17 protein-coding genes and 1 other annotated feature are annotated in these 18,012 nt (G+C 50.1%); of the genes, 15 read left to right on the forward strand and 2 right to left on the reverse strand.

What is annotated here, in order from left to right:
- Positions 1–1,024: 1,024 nt before the first annotated feature.
- Both AC2A06_RS15850 and AC2A06_RS15855 read left to right on the forward strand, forming a co-directional pair.
- Positions 1,025–2,323, forward strand: coding sequence for an HAAAP family serine/threonine permease (locus AC2A06_RS15850; protein WP_023492684.1), 1,299 nt, complete (start codon positions 1,025–1,027; stop codon positions 2,321–2,323).
- Positions 2,324–2,458: 135 nt separating this feature from the next.
- On the forward strand, positions 2,459–3,826 hold the full coding sequence (locus tag AC2A06_RS15855; RefSeq protein WP_484380902.1) for an L-serine ammonia-lyase: 1,368 nt from the start codon (positions 2,459–2,461) through the stop codon (positions 3,824–3,826).
- Between the two features lie 124 nt (positions 3,827–3,950).
- On the opposite strand, the gene AC2A06_RS15860 is transcribed toward AC2A06_RS15855, so the two are convergent.
- The gene (locus tag AC2A06_RS15860; protein WP_484380903.1) at positions 3,951–5,156 is read right to left on the reverse strand and encodes a serine hydrolase; all 1,206 of its coding nucleotides are present in this window, start codon (positions 5,154–5,156) and stop codon (positions 3,951–3,953) included.
- A 366-nt stretch (positions 5,157–5,522) separates the two neighbouring features.
- Here AC2A06_RS15860 and AC2A06_RS15865 point away from each other — a divergent pair, with 366 nt between their 5' ends.
- From AC2A06_RS15865 to rimO, 4 genes are all read left to right on the forward strand, one after another.
- The gene (locus AC2A06_RS15865; protein ID WP_473195577.1) at positions 5,523–6,143 is read left to right on the forward strand and encodes a glutathione S-transferase family protein; all 621 of its coding nucleotides are present in this window, start codon (positions 5,523–5,525) and stop codon (positions 6,141–6,143) included.
- Between the two features lie 73 nt (positions 6,144–6,216).
- A complete protein-coding gene (locus AC2A06_RS15870) occupies positions 6,217–7,197 on the forward strand; it encodes a magnesium and cobalt transport protein CorA (protein ID WP_473195578.1) in 981 nt (326 codons plus the stop codon).
- A gap of 141 nt (positions 7,198–7,338) precedes the next feature.
- Complete coding sequence (locus tag AC2A06_RS15875; RefSeq protein ID WP_473195579.1) at positions 7,339–7,836, forward strand: hypothetical protein; 498 nt, start codon at positions 7,339–7,341, stop codon at positions 7,834–7,836.
- A gap of 157 nt (positions 7,837–7,993) precedes the next feature.
- Complete coding sequence (gene rimO, locus AC2A06_RS15880; RefSeq protein ID WP_484380904.1) at positions 7,994–9,319, forward strand: 30S ribosomal protein S12 methylthiotransferase RimO; 1,326 nt, start codon at positions 7,994–7,996, stop codon at positions 9,317–9,319.
- Between the two features lie 120 nt (positions 9,320–9,439).
- Here rimO and AC2A06_RS15885 read toward each other — a convergent pair whose 3' ends face one another.
- Positions 9,440–10,264, reverse strand: coding sequence for an SDR family oxidoreductase (locus AC2A06_RS15885; RefSeq protein ID WP_484380905.1), 825 nt, complete (start codon positions 10,262–10,264; stop codon positions 9,440–9,442).
- Between the two features lie 352 nt (positions 10,265–10,616).
- On the opposite strand from AC2A06_RS15885, the gene hisL reads away from it, so the two are divergent.
- The 9 genes from hisL to hisIE all read left to right on the forward strand — a co-directional run bounded on the left by hisL (position 10,617) and on the right by hisIE (position 17,896).
- Complete coding sequence (gene hisL / locus AC2A06_RS15890) at positions 10,617–10,664, forward strand: his operon leader peptide (RefSeq protein WP_100396937.1); 48 nt, start codon at positions 10,617–10,619, stop codon at positions 10,662–10,664.
- Positions 10,640–10,775, forward strand: a sequence feature (His leader region). Its footprint overlaps the gene before it by 25 nt.
- A 69-nt stretch (positions 10,776–10,844) precedes the next feature.
- Positions 10,845–11,744 carry an ATP phosphoribosyltransferase gene (gene hisG, locus AC2A06_RS15895; RefSeq protein ID WP_484380906.1) on the forward strand — a complete coding sequence of 300 codons (900 nt, stop codon included), beginning with the start codon at positions 10,845–10,847 and terminating at the stop codon, positions 11,742–11,744.
- 4 nt (positions 11,745–11,748) lie between these two features.
- Entirely contained in the window at positions 11,749–13,056 is a 1,308-nt protein-coding gene (gene hisD, locus AC2A06_RS15900; RefSeq protein ID WP_484380907.1) for a histidinol dehydrogenase, read from the forward strand.
- Complete coding sequence (gene hisC / locus AC2A06_RS15905; RefSeq protein WP_484380908.1) at positions 13,053–14,117, forward strand: histidinol-phosphate transaminase; 1,065 nt, start codon at positions 13,053–13,055, stop codon at positions 14,115–14,117. The genes hisD and hisC overlap by 4 nt, the downstream gene beginning before the upstream one ends.
- 9 nt (positions 14,118–14,126) lie before the next feature.
- Positions 14,127–15,194 carry a bifunctional histidinol-phosphatase/imidazoleglycerol-phosphate dehydratase HisB gene (hisB, locus tag AC2A06_RS15910; RefSeq protein WP_484380909.1) on the forward strand — a complete coding sequence of 356 codons (1,068 nt, stop codon included), beginning with the start codon at positions 14,127–14,129 and terminating at the stop codon, positions 15,192–15,194.
- The gene (gene hisH / locus AC2A06_RS15915) at positions 15,194–15,784 is read left to right on the forward strand and encodes an imidazole glycerol phosphate synthase subunit HisH (protein ID WP_023492264.1); all 591 of its coding nucleotides are present in this window, start codon (positions 15,194–15,196) and stop codon (positions 15,782–15,784) included. Before hisB ends, hisH begins: the two co-directional genes overlap by 1 nt.
- Before the next feature lie 5 nt (positions 15,785–15,789).
- Positions 15,790–16,527, forward strand: coding sequence for a 1-(5-phosphoribosyl)-5-[(5-phosphoribosylamino)methylideneamino]imidazole-4-carboxamide isomerase (hisA, locus tag AC2A06_RS15920; protein WP_116728356.1), 738 nt, complete (start codon positions 15,790–15,792; stop codon positions 16,525–16,527).
- Positions 16,509–17,285 (forward strand): imidazole glycerol phosphate synthase subunit HisF, encoded by a 777-nt coding sequence (gene hisF, locus AC2A06_RS15925; protein ID WP_023492266.1) that lies wholly within the window; start codon positions 16,509–16,511, stop codon positions 17,283–17,285. The genes hisA and hisF overlap by 19 nt, the downstream gene beginning before the upstream one ends.
- Entirely contained in the window at positions 17,279–17,896 is a 618-nt protein-coding gene (gene hisIE, locus AC2A06_RS15930) for a bifunctional phosphoribosyl-AMP cyclohydrolase/phosphoribosyl-ATP diphosphatase HisIE (protein WP_484380910.1), read from the forward strand. The genes hisF and hisIE overlap by 7 nt, the downstream gene beginning before the upstream one ends.
- Positions 17,897–18,012: the final 116 nt, after the last annotated feature.

Here is an 18,012-nt window from a genome sequence, read left to right on the forward strand (position 1 = left end):
TGATGGCGCCCATTAATTGCATCAGGCAAATTAACAAATAGACTTGTCATGTCTCTGAATAACAAGAATTAAGATCTTATTAATAATGATAAGCAAACATGTCATTGATTCATAGAAATGACATCCTGCTTTTGCTGCACAATCAATAATTTATTTACCGATAAATCTCATTTTTGCCCTCTTCGATATCAGTATGATTCTGTTGAAAAATAAGCAAGACTATTTTTATCAGATAGCAAGATGACTATCTTCACATCAAACAGTTCAACCTCACCTTCTCTAATTCAACAAAAAATACCTTAAAAACAATATGTTATTAATAATGCATAAAATATAAAACGTGATCCAAGTCATCAAATTAAATTATTTCGATTTTTTAGCTAGATCAATCCATAAAGATAAAATATATTGCCGCCCCTAATCACTGAGGCAGACGTTTATCTTGTAAAATCACCACAAAGCAACACAAACATTAAAATAACAAAAATTAAACAAAACGCACACAATGTTATTAATTATCACAATAATCGCACAAATCATGAGACATAAAACAATTAATAGCACAATTCATGCATTTGAGAGTGAGATCACGGTAGAAAATACTAACAAGCGTTATCTTGCCGCCAGCAAAAATCGATGGGTAGCCGCCTAACAGTGATAATAATATCTCGCAGCCATATAGCGACCAAGTTTCATTTAGCTGATACCGCTATTTATACCTAATCATTATCATCCTAACAAATAACCAAGGGGAAATTTGACTCTAACGACTTTCAATAAATTCAGGGTTCATCTCACAGCTAGGCACCGCCCCGCACGGACACATCAGGCATAAGATTAATAATTCGCCAGGGACATAGAGATTAACGATGTAACTGGTGCAAACAAACATGCAGCTAAACCCATGACGACGTTCCAGAACATCCCAACTTATTGTGGATGTCATGTCTATTATTTCGCCCATGGATTTAACCTTACGTTTTATTGCAAATTTTAAATTAATTGCTTCACCTCGGAGATATTTATGGATTCTGTAGAAATTGGCACTGTAGCCTCTGCGGCATCGCCTTCCAGCAAAACCTGGCGCAAAACTGACACCATGTGGATGCTGGGTCTTTATGGTACCGCTATTGGTGCGGGTGTGCTTTTCCTACCGATCAATGCTGGTATTGGTGGCTTGATCCCTTTGATTATTATGGCGATTATCGCCTTCCCAATGACCTTCTTTGCTCACCGGGGCCTGTGCCGTTTCGTGCTGTCCGGCAAAAACCCCGGGGAAGATATCACTAAAGTGGTTGAGGAACATTTTGGTATCAGTGCCGGTAAGCTGATCACGTTGCTTTACTTCTTCGCTATCTACCCAATTCTACTGGTTTACAGTGTTGCCATCACCAATACCGTTGACAGTTTTATCACCCACCAATTAGGCATGACACCGCCACCGCGCGCCATTCTGTCACTGATCCTGATCGCCGGGCTAATGACGATTGTCCGCTTCGGTGAAGAAGCCATTGTTAAAACCATGAGTATTTTGGTGTTCCCGTTTGTCGGCGTACTGATGTTACTGGCGTTGTACCTGATCCCAAACTGGAGTGGGGCCATTTTCGAAAATGTCTCACTGGCTGGCTCTGGCGATGGCTTAAGCCATGGTTTTGTGATCACCCTGTGGTTAGCTATCCCAGTAATGGTATTCTCATTCAACCACTCGCCGATTATCTCTGCGTTTGCCGTCGCCAAACGTGAAGAATACGGCGTAGATGCTGAGAAGAAATGTTCACGCATCCTGGCTTATTCCCACATCATGATGGTGCTGACCGTGATGTTCTTCGTCTTCAGTTGCGTGCTGAGCCTCTCCCCAGCGGATCTAGCAGAAGCCAAAGCGCAGAACATTTCTATTCTCTCTTATCTGGCCAACCACTTTAACAACCCGATGATCGCCTACATTGCACCGGTGATCGCCTTTATCGCCATTACCAAATCGTTCTTGGGCCACTACCTGGGTGCCCGTGAAGGCTTTAATGGCATGATCAGCAAATCGATGAAGAGCCGTGGCAAAACCATCAGTACCCAGAAACTGAATCGCATTACAGCAATCTTTATGCTGGTGACTACCTGGATCGTTGCCACCATGAATCCAAGTATTTTGGGGATGATTGAAAACCTCGGTGGCCCAATTATCGCCATGCTGTTGTTCCTGATGCCGATGTATGCAATCCGTAAAGTGCCGGCCATGCGCAAGTACAGCGGCCCTATCAGCAACATCTTTGTGGTCGTGATGGGGTTGGTTGCGATGTCTGCCATTCTCTACACCTTGTTTAGTTAATCACATTCAGCCGGTGCCCTAAGGGGCATCGGCATTCTCGAATCATTTCCCCTTTCCTCACCTAACCACTGCAACGCCCTATGTTCCAGGCAGTGACGGATAAAAGGGTATTAACTTGAAGAAGGTAGCGAAACTATGGTCAGCGTTTTCGATATTTTTAAAATTGGTATCGGCCCATCCAGTTCCCATACCGTTGGCCCGATGAAGGCAGGCAAACAGTTTGTCGATGATTTGATTAATGCCGGGCAACTCCACACCACCACCAGAGTGGTGGTTGATGTTTATGGTTCACTGTCACTGACAGGTAAAGGCCACCATACCGATATTGCTATTATCATGGGGCTGGCGGGTAATCTACCGCACAATGTGGATATCGATAGCATTAGCAGTTTTATCCACAATGTGGAACAGAGCGGCCGTCTGTTGCTGGCTAACGGCACACATGAAGTTGATTTCCCCCCTTCTGGAGGGATGAACTTCCACAACAGCAATCTGCCACTGCACGAGAATGGGATGCGCATCAGCGCTTACGCCGGTGAGCAGTTACTGTATAGCAAAACCTACTACTCCATCGGTGGTGGCTTTATTGTTGACGAAGAGCATTTTGGTCAACCCGCCAGTGATAACCAAACTATCCCCTACCCATACCGCTCGGCACAAGAGCTACAACAGCACTGCAAAGAGAACGGGCTTTCCCTTTCCGGCCTGGTGATGCAGAACGAACTGGCATTGCGTAGCAAAGAAGAGATCGAGGAACATTTTGCCAATGTCTGGCAGGTGATGCGCACCGCGATTGAGCGAGGTATGAATACAGAAGGTCTACTGCCTGGCCCAATGAAGATTCAGCGCCGGGCCGCCTCATTACGCCGTATTCTGGTCACAGGCGATAAAAACAATATCGACCCGATGAACGTGGTGGATTGGATCAATATGTTTGCCTTTGCGGTTAATGAAGAAAATGCCGCAGGGGGACGAGTGGTGACCGCGCCTACCAATGGGGCTTGTGGCATTATTCCGGCAGTGCTGGCCTACTATGATCAGTTTATCCGCCCTGTGAACACCAACTCCTACAGCCGTTTCTTCCTCACTGCTGGTGTCATTGGTACCTTGTATAAAATGAATGCCTCCATTTCTGGTGCCGAAGTGGGTTGCCAAGGTGAAGTGGGCGTTGCCTGTTCTATGGCCGCTGCTGGGCTGGCTGAATTGATGGGCGGCAGCCCGGCACAGGTGTGTATCGCGGCAGAAATAGCCATGGAACATCACCTGGGTTTGACCTGCGACCCTCTGGCTGGACAGGTTCAGGTGCCTTGTATTGAGCGTAACGCCATTTCTGCCGTAAAGGCGGTTAATGCGGCCCGCATGGCACTACGCCGTACCAGTGAACCGCGCGTCTGCCTGGATAAAGTGATCGAAACCATGTACGAAACCGGTAAAGATATGAATGCTAAATACCGTGAAACATCACAAGGCGGTTTGGCAATCAAAGTGGTGGCCTGTAATTAATCTTGCCGATTATTAACCTTGCCAGTCTTTAATCTTTCCTGTCATTAACATTTCCTGTCATTAACAACGAAAAGGGCAGACCAAACTGTCTGCCCTTTTTTGCTAACTCGCCTCGCTAGCTGATTCAGCCAAAGATGCCGCCAAACCACTGGCTCAGTTTCATCATGACAAAATCCCATATACGGTTGAAGAAATTCCCTTCTTTGACTTCCTGCATCACCACCAGCGGGTACTGTGCAATGGTTTTACCATCCAGTTGGTAATCGATGGTGCCAACAACCTGATTTTTCGCCAACGGCGCTTCCAGTGTCGGCGGGTCAAGTTTGTAGCTGGCTTTCAGGTTTTTCATCTGCCCTTTAGGCAGAGTAACAGCAGCATCTGTCGCCACACCGAGTGGTACTTCATTCACATCACCAAACCATACCTTTTGCGTTACAAATGCTTTATCCGCCTTGATAGGTATCGCCGTTTCATAGAAACGGAAGCCCCAGGTCAATAATTTTTCACTTTCACTAAAGCGAACACTGTCATTCGGTGCCCCCAATACCACTGAAATCAGGCGCATTGGGCCATCGACCGCCGAGGCCACCAAGTTATGCCCGGCACCACTGGTATAACCCGTCTTGATACCATCAACTGCCAGATTGCTATTCCACAACAGTCGGTTACGGTTTACTTGGCGAATTTTGTTAAATGTGAACTCTTTCTCTTTATGCAATGCATACTCGTCCGGTACATCACGGATCAGCGCCTGACTCAACAATGCCATATCGCGCGCTGTACTGTATTGCCCCTCCGCATCCAGGCCATGTACCGTTAGAAAGTGCGTATTTTGTAAACCTAAGGATTTGGCATAATTATTCATCAAGCTAACAAAGGCATCCTGGCTACCCGCAACAAAATCTGCCAAGGCAATGCTGGCATCATTACCGGATTGGATAACAATCCCTTTATTCAATTCAGAGACCGGCACCCGGTCACCCGGCTTGATAAACATTAACGATGAGCCACGTAAGGTCGGGTTCCCCGTGGCCCAGGCATCTTTCCCCACAGTAACCAGAGCGTCCGGTTTGATTTTACCGGCTTTCATCGCCTGACCAATCACATAGCTGGACATGATTTTAGTCAGGCTCGCGGGGTCCAGCCGGGTATCGGCATTACCCTCTGCCAGAATCTTGCCACTGCTATAATCCATCAGCACATAAGCTTTAGCATTAATTTGTGGAATTTCAGCAGATTCTGCCGCATAGGCAGTGGGAGCTGCCAATAAGATGGCACCTACACTGAAGGCCAGTTTATAAAAAGAGACAGATAAGATTTTATTTCTCATAATGTTGCCAGAGTACCCATTAAACTCATGAAATAACTTTAATTTTCAAATAAAGCTATCCGTTCTATCAACCGACGAGAACGACCGAATGCCAACCCTCATCATCTATGTACCTGTTGTAGCCCCCGCCAACTTGAATGGCAATGGGCAGCGGCAATTGATTTTATTCTGGCAGGGGTCGGTCAAATTTTCTTAGTTTTTACATAACTGTACACAATCACCCGAACCTGGGTTGATATTCTCAGTTTGTACAATTTGCCGTGGGATAAGGCTAAAATGGTTAGCGCCATCAGGCTGACAGGTGACAAACCACATTTTCTAGCGTAGATAAGAGTCTATTTTATAAAATTGATGCAGGAGCACGTTATGCTAACCATTTGGGGCCGAAAAAACTCAAACAATGTCAAAAAAGTACTTTGGTGTGCTGGCGAGCTGGGACTGAATTTCACCCATATCAATGCCGGGGGCGCTTACGGTAAAGTTAATGAAGCCGCCTATCGAGCCCTCAACCCTAATGGGCTGGTACCCTTGTTGCAGGACGACGATTTTGTGCTGTGGGAGTCGAATACCATTGTTCGCTATCTGGCAGCAAAATTTGGTCAGCCCCCCTTTTACCCGCAAGATCTGCAAGCCCGCGCCGCTGCAGAAAAGTGGATGGATTGGCAAATTGCCCCGATTACGACCCCGTTCCGTACCCTATTTTGGGGCATCGTTCGTACCGAGCCGGCGCAACGTGATAATCAACAAATCGAAGCCGCCATTAAGGAAATGGAACACCACCTCGATATCGTGGAACAAACGCTGGCAAATCAACCCTATCTTTCAGGTGAAACCTTCGGCATCGGCGATATTCCGTTAGGCGCCTTTATTTATGCCTGGTTTGAAATGCCCATCAAGCGCCAGCCGCGGCCACATATGGAGCGCTGGTATCAGCAACTATGTGCCCGACCTGCTTACCAAAGTACGGTGATGCTGCCACTCAGTTAAGTGAATAGGGTATGGAGGAGTATACTCTAAATAATTCAACTGATTGCTCCATCACTGATCAATAGGTAATGAAATGGAAGCCCCAAAAATGGTTGTCAACAGCGTCGCTTACCGAGCGGGTAAACGCCTGAAAGATATTACGATCGATGATATCAGTGAAGTGGTGAAAGAACCGGATACCTTTGTCTGGCTCGGGTTATGGCAACCCGAAGATAGCTTTATGCGCAAAGTCCAGGAGGAATTTGGCCTACACGAGCTGGCGATTGACGATGCGTTACATGCCCACCAGCGCCCCAAAATAGAAACCTATGGTGATTCCCTATTTATTGTGGTGAAAACCGCACAATGGATAAACGATGAAGTGGAATACGGTGAAACACATTTCTTTGTGGGTAAACATTTCCTGATTAGTGTACGCCATGGTGCATCTTCCAGCTATGTTCCTATCCGTGCCAAAGTGGAGGAGAACCCGAAACACCTCAGCCTAGGACCGGGTTTTGCCCTGTACTCGGTACTGGATTTTATCGTCGACAATTACCGCCATATTGTTGGTAAATTTGAAGAGATGATCGAAGATATCGAGTCCAGTATGTTCCGTTCTGATTTTGATGAAACCGCCATTGAGAACGTCTACACCCTGCGCCGCCATCTGCTCGGTCTGCGTAATGCAGCCCTCCCCATGGATGAGATCTGCAACCAGCTTATCCATCTGCATGAAGATGTGATCCCCAAAGAACTACGTGCTTACGTTCGCGATGTGCAGGACCATGCCCGGCAAGTGGTTATTACTTCAGACGATATGCGTGAAATGCTGACCAACGCCATGCACGTTAACTTGGCACTGGTGACGGTAAAACAGAACGAAGTGGTGAAAAGACTGGCGGGCTGGGGGGCAATTTTGGCTATTCCGACGGTGATTTTCAGCTTATATGGGATGAACTTTGCCGATATGCCAGAACTGAAATTCCCCTGGGCATATCACGCAACATTAGGTGTCACTGCAGTTGGCTGCATTTTCCTTTACCGGAAACTGAAACGAGCAGGTTGGCTATAGCCGGTTCCGGCCTGCCCACACAGGGCTATGGATGACCGAGCCCTGTGTTGCGCGCAGTATCCGACTTGTTTGGTAAAGACTGATTTGGTAAAGACTGATTTAGCAGGAACTGAAATTATTTCCTCCAGCAAGGGTAGCTAAATGTTTAAAAATATCTTGGCATTAGCGATAACAGTGGCTTTGACTGCCACATTATCCGGTTGCAAAACGGAAGAAGAAAAAGCGGCCATACAGGAAAGCCAGGACTACATCAAACAGTCATATTCAAAATATGTTCAATCATTTACCTTTGAAAACCTGGCCGCCTATACCCAGGTTGCTTACCTAGATGGCAAGCTGATGAGTAAGGCGATTTATGTCTGCGGGGAGTTTACTGATGAAAAAGGTCAGACTCGCCCATTTGTTTTCAGCAATTCAATTTTATGGCAAGGCATCAAAGGTTCTGGTGAAGGGGTTTTTATTGATAAGAACGAGGGGAATTACCCGCCTTTTATCAAAAATCAGAAAAATAGCTGTCGAGATAACCAAACCCAGATAAAAGTCGTTGATTGTAAACTGGGTCAAGAAAGTGAGCCCGCAGAGCCCGGTGTGGAATATATGTGCCAGGCATTATTAGACGATGAAAAAAATAAACGCTAGCCGTTGGGTGACGACGCCAGTTCATCTTGCAAACAACCAGTATCTACTCCCCTTGGGCGCGGTATAAGCGCGCAAACAGAGATAGCAGTACAAATTCCCTGTCAATCTCTGTAGAATCCCTGCCCTGAACACACCCAAACCGAATACTTTTTAACCTATGAATAATGTCACCCAACAGCCCAGAATCGGCTTTGTTAGCCTCGGTTGCCCAAAGAATCTGGTTGATTCTGAACGCATCTTAACCGAACTGCGTAACGAAGGTTACCAAGTCGTACCGCGTTATGATGATGCGGAACTGGTGATCGTCAACACCTGCGGATTTATTGATAGTGCCGTACAGGAATCACTGGAAGCCATCGGTGAAGCATTGCACGAAAACGGCAAGGTGATTGTGACTGGCTGCCTGGGCGCCAAGGAAAATCAGATCCGCGAAGTGCACCCCAAAGTGCTGGAAATTTCCGGCCCGCACAGTTATGAACAGGTTTTATCCCATGTTCACCAATATGTACCGAAGCCCGTGCATAACCCCTTTACCAGCCTGATCCCGGCTCAAGGGGTCAAACTGACACCGAAACACTATGCCTACCTGAAGATCTCCGAAGGGTGCAACCACCGTTGTACTTTCTGCATCATCCCTTCCATGCGCGGGGATCTTGATAGCCGCCCGATTGGTAGCGTGTTGGATGAAGCCAAACGCCTGGTTGAATCCGGGGTAAAAGAGTTACTGGTGATTTCACAAGATACCTCGGCCTATGGTGTCGATATCAAGCACCGCACCGGCTTCTGGAACGGTCAACCGGTGAAGACCAGTATGGTTAGCCTGTGTGAGCAACTTTCTAGTTTGGGTGCTTGGGTACGTCTGCACTATGTTTACCCTTATCCTCATGTCGATGAAGTGATCCCACTGATGGCGGAAGGTAAAATCCTGCCTTATCTGGATATTCCGCTGCAACATGCCAGCCCCAAAATTCTCAAGCTGATGAAACGCCCTGGCGCGGTAGAACGCACACTGGAGCGAATCAAACGCTGGCGCGAAATCTGCCCGGACCTGACGCTACGTTCCACCTTTATCGTTGGCTTCCCTGGGGAAAGCGAAGAAGACTTCCAGATGCTGCTCGATTTCCTGAAAGAGGCGAAATTGGATCGCGTCGGTTGCTTCAAGTACAGTCCGGTAGAGGGTGCTGCAGCCAATGAGCTGGCGGATCAAGTGCCGGAAGAGGTCAAAGAGCAGCGCTTCCACCGTTTTATGCAGTTGCAACAGCAAATTTCTGCGCAACGTTTGCAAGATAAAATTGGCCGCGAAGTATTGGTGCTGATTGACGAAGTGGATGAAGAAGGCGCAATTGGCCGCAGTATGGCAGATGCGCCGGAAATTGATGGTGCGGTTTACCTTAACGGTGAAAGTAACGTTAAGGTGGGTGATATTGTCAAAGTGAAGATTGAAAACGCTGACGAGTATGACCTGTGGGGCTCTAAAGTCTGACGGACATGACCAACTGCCCAAGGTGATTCTTTGGGTATCAGCGCGGTTCGCATTTTAAGTGCTTTTAACACTAAAGGGGCATCAGAGCCCCTTTATCATACTCTTCACTTTTGAATGCGCTTAACTGATTGGCATCCGTATCGGGTCAGGATGTTGGTAGGCAAAACCCAACTCACGGCAGATACGGCTACCGTCCACCAGCCGCCCTTCCTGCTCCCCCTCATCTGCAAACTGTGGTGGTTGCAGGTGCAATTGCTTAGCCAGCAGCGGGTAGAACTCACGCTTGGTGGGATGGATTGGCGCACAAATATTATAAACGTGCCCCCCGGTAGGCTGCTGGAGCAACAGTTGAATGGCGGCAATCACATCATCCTGATGTACCAGATTCACCCCTTGTGCTCCCCCTTTCACACCCACTTTACCGGCAAGAAAACGCCCAGGGTGGCGATCTGCCCCCACCAACCCAGCCAAACGCAGAATATCTACCGACGTATGCGGTAATTGATGCAGCCAAAGCTCCAGTTCTGCCAATACGCGCCCACTGGAAGTCACCGGATGCAGCGGTGAATCTTCATTCACACTACCGCTGGCCTCGCCATAGACCGAGGTCGAGCTGGTAAAAATAATACGCGGAACCGCATAAGCGATGGCGCTGTCCACCAGCATCTGCACCGCATCAAAATAGCCGCGACTCCCTTCGACAGTACGGCTAGCTGGCAAGGTAATCACCAACGCATCCACACGCAATAACTGCTCTAGATCATCGGGCTGACAAAGCAGTTCTGGCACTACTTCAAGCTGATAACACTCAACGCCACTCATCCTTGCGGCTTCGACCCCGTCCGGTGTGGTTTTACTGCCAACCACTTTATAGCCACGGCTCATCAATGATAAAGCCAGCGGCATACCTAACCAACCCAGACCAATAATGGCGACTTTTTTCATCAGCTTCCTCTCAAGAAGATCATAGCGTTGACGTTTTCCGTTTATGGAGACACCGGCGCGTTCAGTATGGCTTATCGGCGCGATAGCTGTTAGCGGGTAGATTTTAGCATAGCTCCAGCGGAAAGCCGTGTCTGAACTCCCCGCAGAGATAACCGAGCCTTTGCCAAATCAGGCGGTTGTTGCGCGAGAGTTACTCGGCCCTCAGGGAAGAGGCGAATAACTATGGTCAACAACCGAACAATTTGCAGTATGACAAGCATAAATTCATAAAAAACTGTTGCATGTGATAGCACAGATAGTTTAGCTTAATCAGCAGTCCAGCATTGGCTGGTTTAATGTAAAGAGAATTATCATGACACGCGTTCAGTTCAACCACCATCATCACCATCATCCTGACTAGTCTTTCAGGCGATGTGTGCTGGGAGACGGTTCTTGAATCTTCCAGTGGCGCGTAGAACGTAAAAAACGCAGGAGAAAGCCCTCGGAAGATATCTTCCGAGGGTTTTTTTTTGGTTTCAGACTGACATAAATTATTTTTTTACAACAAATTCAATTCATTAAGATTTATACAGAGGTCACTATGTTGGATAAAACACGTTTACGCATCGCCATGCAGAAGTCAGGTCGCTTGAGTGAAGATTCGCAAAAACTGCTGGCCCGCTGTGGTATCAAGATCAACCTGCAACAACAACGCCTGATCGCCTTCGCCGAAAATATGCCGATTGATATCCTGCGGGTGCGTGATGATGACATCCCCGGGTTGGTGATGGATGGCGTGGTTGATCTCGGTATCATTGGCGAAAACGTGCTGGAAGAAGAGCTGCTCAATCGCCGTGCTCAAGGGGAAGACCCGCGTTACTTAATGCTGCGCCGTCTGGACTTTGGTACTTGCCGCCTGTCACTGGCAGCCCCATTGGATAGCGAATATAGCGGCCCACAATGTTTGCAAAATTCCCGCATCGCTACCTCCTACCCACACCTGCTTAAGCAATATCTCGATAAGCAAGGGGTTAATTTCAAATCCTGCCTATTGAACGGTTCTGTGGAAGTCGCCCCACGCGCTGGCTTGGCGGATGCCATTTGTGACCTGGTTTCCACCGGTGCCACGCTAGAAGCCAACGGCCTGCGTGAAGTAGAAGTGATTTACCGCTCCAAAGCCTGCCTGATCCAACGTGATGGCGCCATGTCTGAGCCGAAGCAGCAGTTGATTGACCGTTTGATGACCCGTATTCAAGGGGTGATTCAGGCGCGTGAATCCAAATACATTATGCTGCACGCCCCGAGTGATCGCCTGGATGAAATCATCGCCCTGCTGCCCGGTGCCGAACGCCCCACTATTCTGCCATTAGCCGGTGCGGACAGCCGTGTTGCCATGCATATGGTGAGCAGTGAAACCCTGTTCTGGGAAACCATGGAAAAACTGAAAACCCTGGGTGCCAGCTCCATTCTGGTACTGCCCATTGAGAAGATGATGGAGTAACACCATGCAGAACTTCAATACGGTGGTCAATTGGGGCAGTTGTAATGCCGAGCAACAGGCTGAATTGCTGATGCGCCCGGCTATTTCCGCCTCTGACAGCATCACCCGCACCGTGCGTGAAATACTGGAGAATGTAAAAACCCGTGGTGACAGCGCCCTGCGTGAATATAGCGCCAAGTTTGACCACACCGAAGTGACTGCACTGCGTGTTACCGCCGAGCAAATAGCGCAAGCCAGTGCCCGCTTGGGGGAGGAAATCAAACAGGCGATGGCGGTGGCTGTCGCCAATGTGGAAACATTCCATAATGCGCAACAGTTACCCCCGGTGGATATCGAAACCTTGCCCGGCGTGCGTTGCCAACAGGTAACCCGCCCTATCGATTCGGTCGGGTTATATATTCCCGGCGGTTCTGCCCCGTTATTCTCCACCGTATTGATGCTGGCCACCCCAGCACGTATTGCGGGTTGCCGCCGCGTGGTGCTCTGCTCACCGCCCCCCATCGCTGATGAAATTCTCTACGCAGCACAGCTTTGTGGGGTGCAGGAAGTGTTTCAGGTGGGTGGCGCTCAAGCCATTGCCGCCTTGGCTTTCGGCACCGATTCCATTCCTCAAGTAGATAAAATATTTGGCCCGGGCAATGCGTTTGTTACCGAAGCCAAACGCCAGATCAGCCAACGCCTGGATGGTGCCGCCATCGATATGCCAGCGGGCCCTTCCGAAGTATTAGTGATTGCTGACGCGGGTGCCACGCCGGCATTTATCGCCGCTGACCTGTTATCACAAGCGGAGCATGGCCCAGATTCACAAGTGATTCTACTGACGCCTGAGCAAGCCTTGGCCGAAGCGGTGGTAGTGGCGGTTGAACAACAACTGACACAATTGCCACGGGCCGCCACGGCGCGCCAGGCATTGGCCAGCAGCCGCTTGATCGTCACCAAAGATTTGGCGGAATGTATCGCTATCAGCAACCAGTATGGGCCTGAGCACTTGATTATCCAGACCCGTGATGCACGCGCTTTGGTAGATAGCATCACCAGTGCGGGTTCGATCTTCCTTGGCGACTGGTCACCAGAGTCGGCCGGTGATTACGCCTCGGGCACCAACCACGTGCTACCCACCTACGGCTATACCGCCACCTGCTCAAGCCTGGGGCTGGCGGATTTCCAAAAACGCATGACGGTACAGGAACTGACACCGCAAGGCTTTATGACGCTGGCCCCTACCATTGAAACGTTAGCGGCCGCCGAGCAACTTATCGCCCACAAAAATGCCGTGACCTTGCGTGTCGCTGCGCTGAAGGAGCAAGCATGAATATTGAAGCATTAGCGCGTAAAAACGTGCGTGAACTCACCCCTTACCTGTCTGCTCGCCGTTTAGGGGGCAAAGGGGATGTGTGGCTGAATGCCAATGAATACCCACTGGCACCAGAGTTCCAACTGACCAGCCAGAGCTTAAACCGCTACCCAGAATGCCAACCCGCACAGGTGATTGAGCGTTATGCCGCGTATGCCGGGGTGAATAAAGAGCAGGTAGTGGTGTGCCGTGGTGCAGATGAAGCCATCGAACTGCTGATCCGTGCTTTCTGTGAACCAGGCAAAGACGCCATTCTTTATTGCCCGCCTACCTATGGCATGTATGGCGTCAGCGCGGAAACCTTTGGCGTGGAACGCCGCACCGTGCCAGCCAAGCAAGATTGGCAACTGGACCTGCCAGCCATTGCCGCCAACCTGGATAACGTCAAACTGATTTATGCCTGCAGCCCGAATAACCCAACCGGTAACCTGCTGAACCCTGACGACTTGCGCCAACTGCTGGAAATGGCACAAGGCAAAGCGCTGGTGGCCGTGGATGAAGCCTATATTGAATTTTGCCCGCAGGCTTCCGTTGCTGGCTGGTTAAAGGATTACCCACACCTGGTGATACTTCGCACCCTGTCAAAAGCCTTTGCGCTGGCCGGTTTGCGCTGTGGTTTTGCCTTGGCGAACCCAGACGTCATCAACCTGTTGTTAAAAGTGATTGCCCCGTATCCCCTTTCTGCCCCGGTGGCAGATATCGCCGCCCAGGCGCTAAGTAGTGAAGGTATTGCGGTTATGCGCCAACGCGTGAGCGAACTTGCTGCCAACCGTAGTTGGTTACAACAGGTATTGCCGGAGTGTGCTTGTGTGGAGCAGGTGTTCCCCAGCGAAAGCAATTACCTGCTGGTCCGAGTCACTGCCGCCAGTAATGCGTTTAAAAGTTTGTGGGATCAAGGCATTATCCTGCGAGACCAAAATAAACAGCCGAGCCTGGCTAACTGCATACGCATCACCATCGGTACCCGTAGTGAATGCCAGCGTGTTGTTGATGCCCTCAATTGTTTGCCCACAGCCTAAGGAGCCGATGTGAGCCAGAAAATTCTTTTTATTGACCGCGATGGCACGCTGATTGCTGAACCACCGGAAGATTTTCAGGTTGACCGCCTGGATAAACTGGCGCTGGAGCCGGAGGTGATCCCTTCCCTGCTGGCACTGCAACAAGCGGGGTTTACCCTGGTGATGATCACCAATCAGGATGGACTGGGGACGGCCAGTTTCCCACAGGAAACTTTTGATCCCCCACACAACCTGATGATGCAGATCTTCGATTCTCAGGGGATTAAATTCGCACAGACCCTGATCTGCCCGCATAAGCCAGACGATCAGTGCGAATGCCGTAAACCGAAAATTGCCATGGTTAAAGGTTACCTGGAGCCGGGCGTGATGGATATCGCCAACTGCTATGTGATTGGTGACCGCCAAACCGATATCCAATTAGCCAACAATATGGGCATTCAAGGGTTGCTGTATCAGCGCCAAAGTTTGGGCTGGGCGGCCATTACCCAACAGCTGACCAAACGCGACCGCCATGCTCAAGTGACGCGAGTGACCAAAGAGACCCAGATTGAGGTCAATGTCTGGCTGGACCGCGAAGGTAACAGCAAGATTAAAACCGGTCTTGGCTTCTTCGACCATATGCTGGATCAGATTGCTACCCATGGCGGCATCCGCATGGATGTCCAGGTGAGTGGCGACCTGCATATTGATGACCACCACACCGTGGAAGATACCGCGCTGGCACTGGGTGAAGCCCTGAATAAAGCGTTAGGCGACAAGCGTGGGATTGCCCGCTTTGGCTTTGTGCTGCCGATGGATGAGTGCCTGGCCCGTTGCGCGATGGATATTTCTGGTCGCCCGCACCTGGAATACAAAGCTGATTTCAACTATCAGCGTGTGGGTGATCTCAGCACCGAGATGGTGGAACACTTCTTCCGTTCATTGTCTTATGCCATGGCTTGCACCTTGCACCTGAAAACCAAAGGCCGCAATGACCATCACCGGGTTGAGAGCCTGTTTAAAGCCTTTGGCCGCACCCTGCGCCAGGCGATCCGCGTGGATGGCAACACCTTGCCCAGTTCGAAAGGGGTGCTGTGATGAAAGTGGTGATCCTCGACACCGGCTGTGCCAACCTGGCCTCCGTCGCTTACGCAGTAAAACGGCTGGGTTACCAGCCAGAAGTCAGCCGCACACCCGAAGTGGTACTAGGTGCTGATAAACTGTTCCTGCCTGGTGTAGGGACAGCGCAAGCCGCCATGGAACAATTAAAACAGCGCCAGTTAATCGACCTGATCAAAGCCTGCACCCAACCGGTGTTGGGCATCTGCCTGGGGATGCAACTCTTGGCAGAAAGCAGCGAAGAAAGTGGCGGGATTAAAACCCTAGGGCTGATTGATACCCCAGTAAAACAGATGACCGACTTCGGCCTGCCCCTGCCCCATATGGGTTGGAACCAGATCGTTTCGCACGCGGGTAATCCGCTGTTCCGTGGCATCGACAATGGTGCCTACTTCTACTTTGTTCATAGCTACGCGCTGCCAATATGTGCAAACACCATCGCTCAGGCGAACTACGGCGAGCCCTTCACCGCCGCCGTACAAAAAGACAACTTCTTTGGCGTGCAGTTTCATCCAGAGCGATCTGGCAGCGCTGGGGCCCAACTGTTGAAAAACTTTCTGGAGATGTAGCTAGCATGATTATTCCCGCTTTAGATTTAATCGACGGCAATGTAGTGCGCCTGCACCAGGGTGACTATGGCCAACAACGTGATTATGGCAACGATCCGCTACTGCGCTTGCAAGACTATCAGCAACAAGGGGCACAGGTGCTGCACCTGGTGGACCTGACCGGGGCTAAAGATCCCGCGGCCCGGCAAATTCCCTTACTGCGCAAACTATTGGCAGGCATCAATGTCCCGGTACAAGTGGGGGGCGGTATCCGTAACGAGCAAGATGTTGCTGCCCTACTGGCCGCTGGTGCCAGCCGCGTGGTGATCGGCTCAACAGCAGTAAAACAACCGGAGATGGTACAGGGTTGGTTTGAGCGTTACGGTGCCGATGCCATGGTACTGGCGCTGGATGTGCGCATTGACGCCCAAGGCCGTAAACAGGTCGCCATCAGTGGCTGGCAAGAGAACTCTGACGCCACACTGGAACAAGTTATTGAACAGTACCTGCCTTTCGGCCTGAAACACGTGCTTTGTACCGATATTTCACGGGATGGCACGTTGAAAGGCTCCAACGTGGCGCTGTATCAGGAAGTGTGCCAACGCTACCCACAAATCGCCTTCCAGGCATCCGGTGGCATCGGTAACTTGGATGATATCGCTCAATTACGTGGTAGCGGTGTTGAAGGGGTGATTGTTGGGCGTGCCCTGTTAGACGGTAAATTCAGTGTTGAGGAGGCTATCGCATGTTGGCAAAACGGATAATACCTTGCCTGGACGTTAAAGATGGACAAGTGGTGAAAGGCGTTCAGTTCCGCAACCACGAAATTATTGGTGACATCGTTCCGCTGGCTCAACGCTATGCCCAAGAAGGCGCCGACGAACTGGTATTTTACGATATCACCGCCTCTAGCGATGGCCGGGTGGTGGATAAAAGCTGGGTATCGCGGGTAGCAGAAGTGATCGATATTCCGTTCTGTGTCGCCGGAGGGATTAAAAGCGAGGAAGATGCCAGCCAGATCCTTTCCTTTGGTGCGGACAAAATTTCCATCAACTCACCAGCACTGGCAGACCCGACGCTTATCAGCCGCCTGGCGGAGCGCTTTGGCGTACAGTGCATTGTGGTGGGAATAGACACCTGGTTTGAAGCCACCACCGGCACATATCATGTTAACCAGTATACCGGCGACGAAACCCGCACCCGGGTGACGCAGTGGCAAACCCTTGATTGGGTACAGGAAGTGCAACGCCGTGGTGCTGGGGAAATTGTGCTTAATATGATGAACCAGGACGGCGTGCGCAATGGCTATGACCTGGAGCAACTGCAACGAGTACGGGAAGTGTGCCAGGTACCACTGATTGCCTCTGGCGGCGCCGGTACTATGGAACACTTCCTGGCGGCCTTCCGTGATGCCAATGTAGACGGCGCACTGGCTGCTTCGGTGTTCCATAAACAAATTATCAATATCGGGGAGCTGAAAAAGTTCCTGGCAAAGAATGGTGTGGAGATTCGCCTGTGTTAACAGAACAACAGAGAAATAAACTGGATTGGGAAAAAACCGATAACCTGATGCCGGTGATCGTTCAACATGCGGTTTCTGGCGAAGTGCTGATGCTGGGTTATATGGACCCACAAGCACTGGCAGAGACCGAACACAGCGGCAAAGTCACCTTTTTTTCACGCACCAAACAGCGCCTATGGACCAAAGGTGAAAGCTCCGGCCACTTCCTCAACGTGGTGAGCATCACGCCCGATTGCGATAACGATACCCTGCTGATCCTGGCTAGCCCCATCGGCCCCACCTGCCACTTGGGCAATAATAGCTGCTTCCACCCGGCAAGCAGTGACTGGGGGTTCCTGTATCAGCTTGAGCAATTACTGGCCGAGCGCAAAAACGCCAGCCCAGACAGCTCTTACACCGCCAAACTGTATGCCAGCGGCACCAAACGCATTGCACAAAAGGTAGGGGAAGAAGGAGTAGAAACCGCTCTGGCTGCCACAGTGAATAACCGTGAAGAACTGACCAATGAAGCAGCAGACTTGATCTATCACCTGCTGGTGCTACTGCAGGATCAGGAACTGGATCTGAGTAAAGTGATTAGCTGCCTGCGGGAGAGGCATGAGAAGAAGTAGCGTTAGGAGTTGAGTTGTAGCAGTAATTGTAGCAGTAAGAGTCTATCCCATAGACTCTTACTGCATCGTTATACCCCCTAGGCGCCCTGCTTTAGAAAGTCCAATCATCTTGCTAC

This window comes from Serratia sp. HNCC26DJ244, from assembly GCF_057180565.1.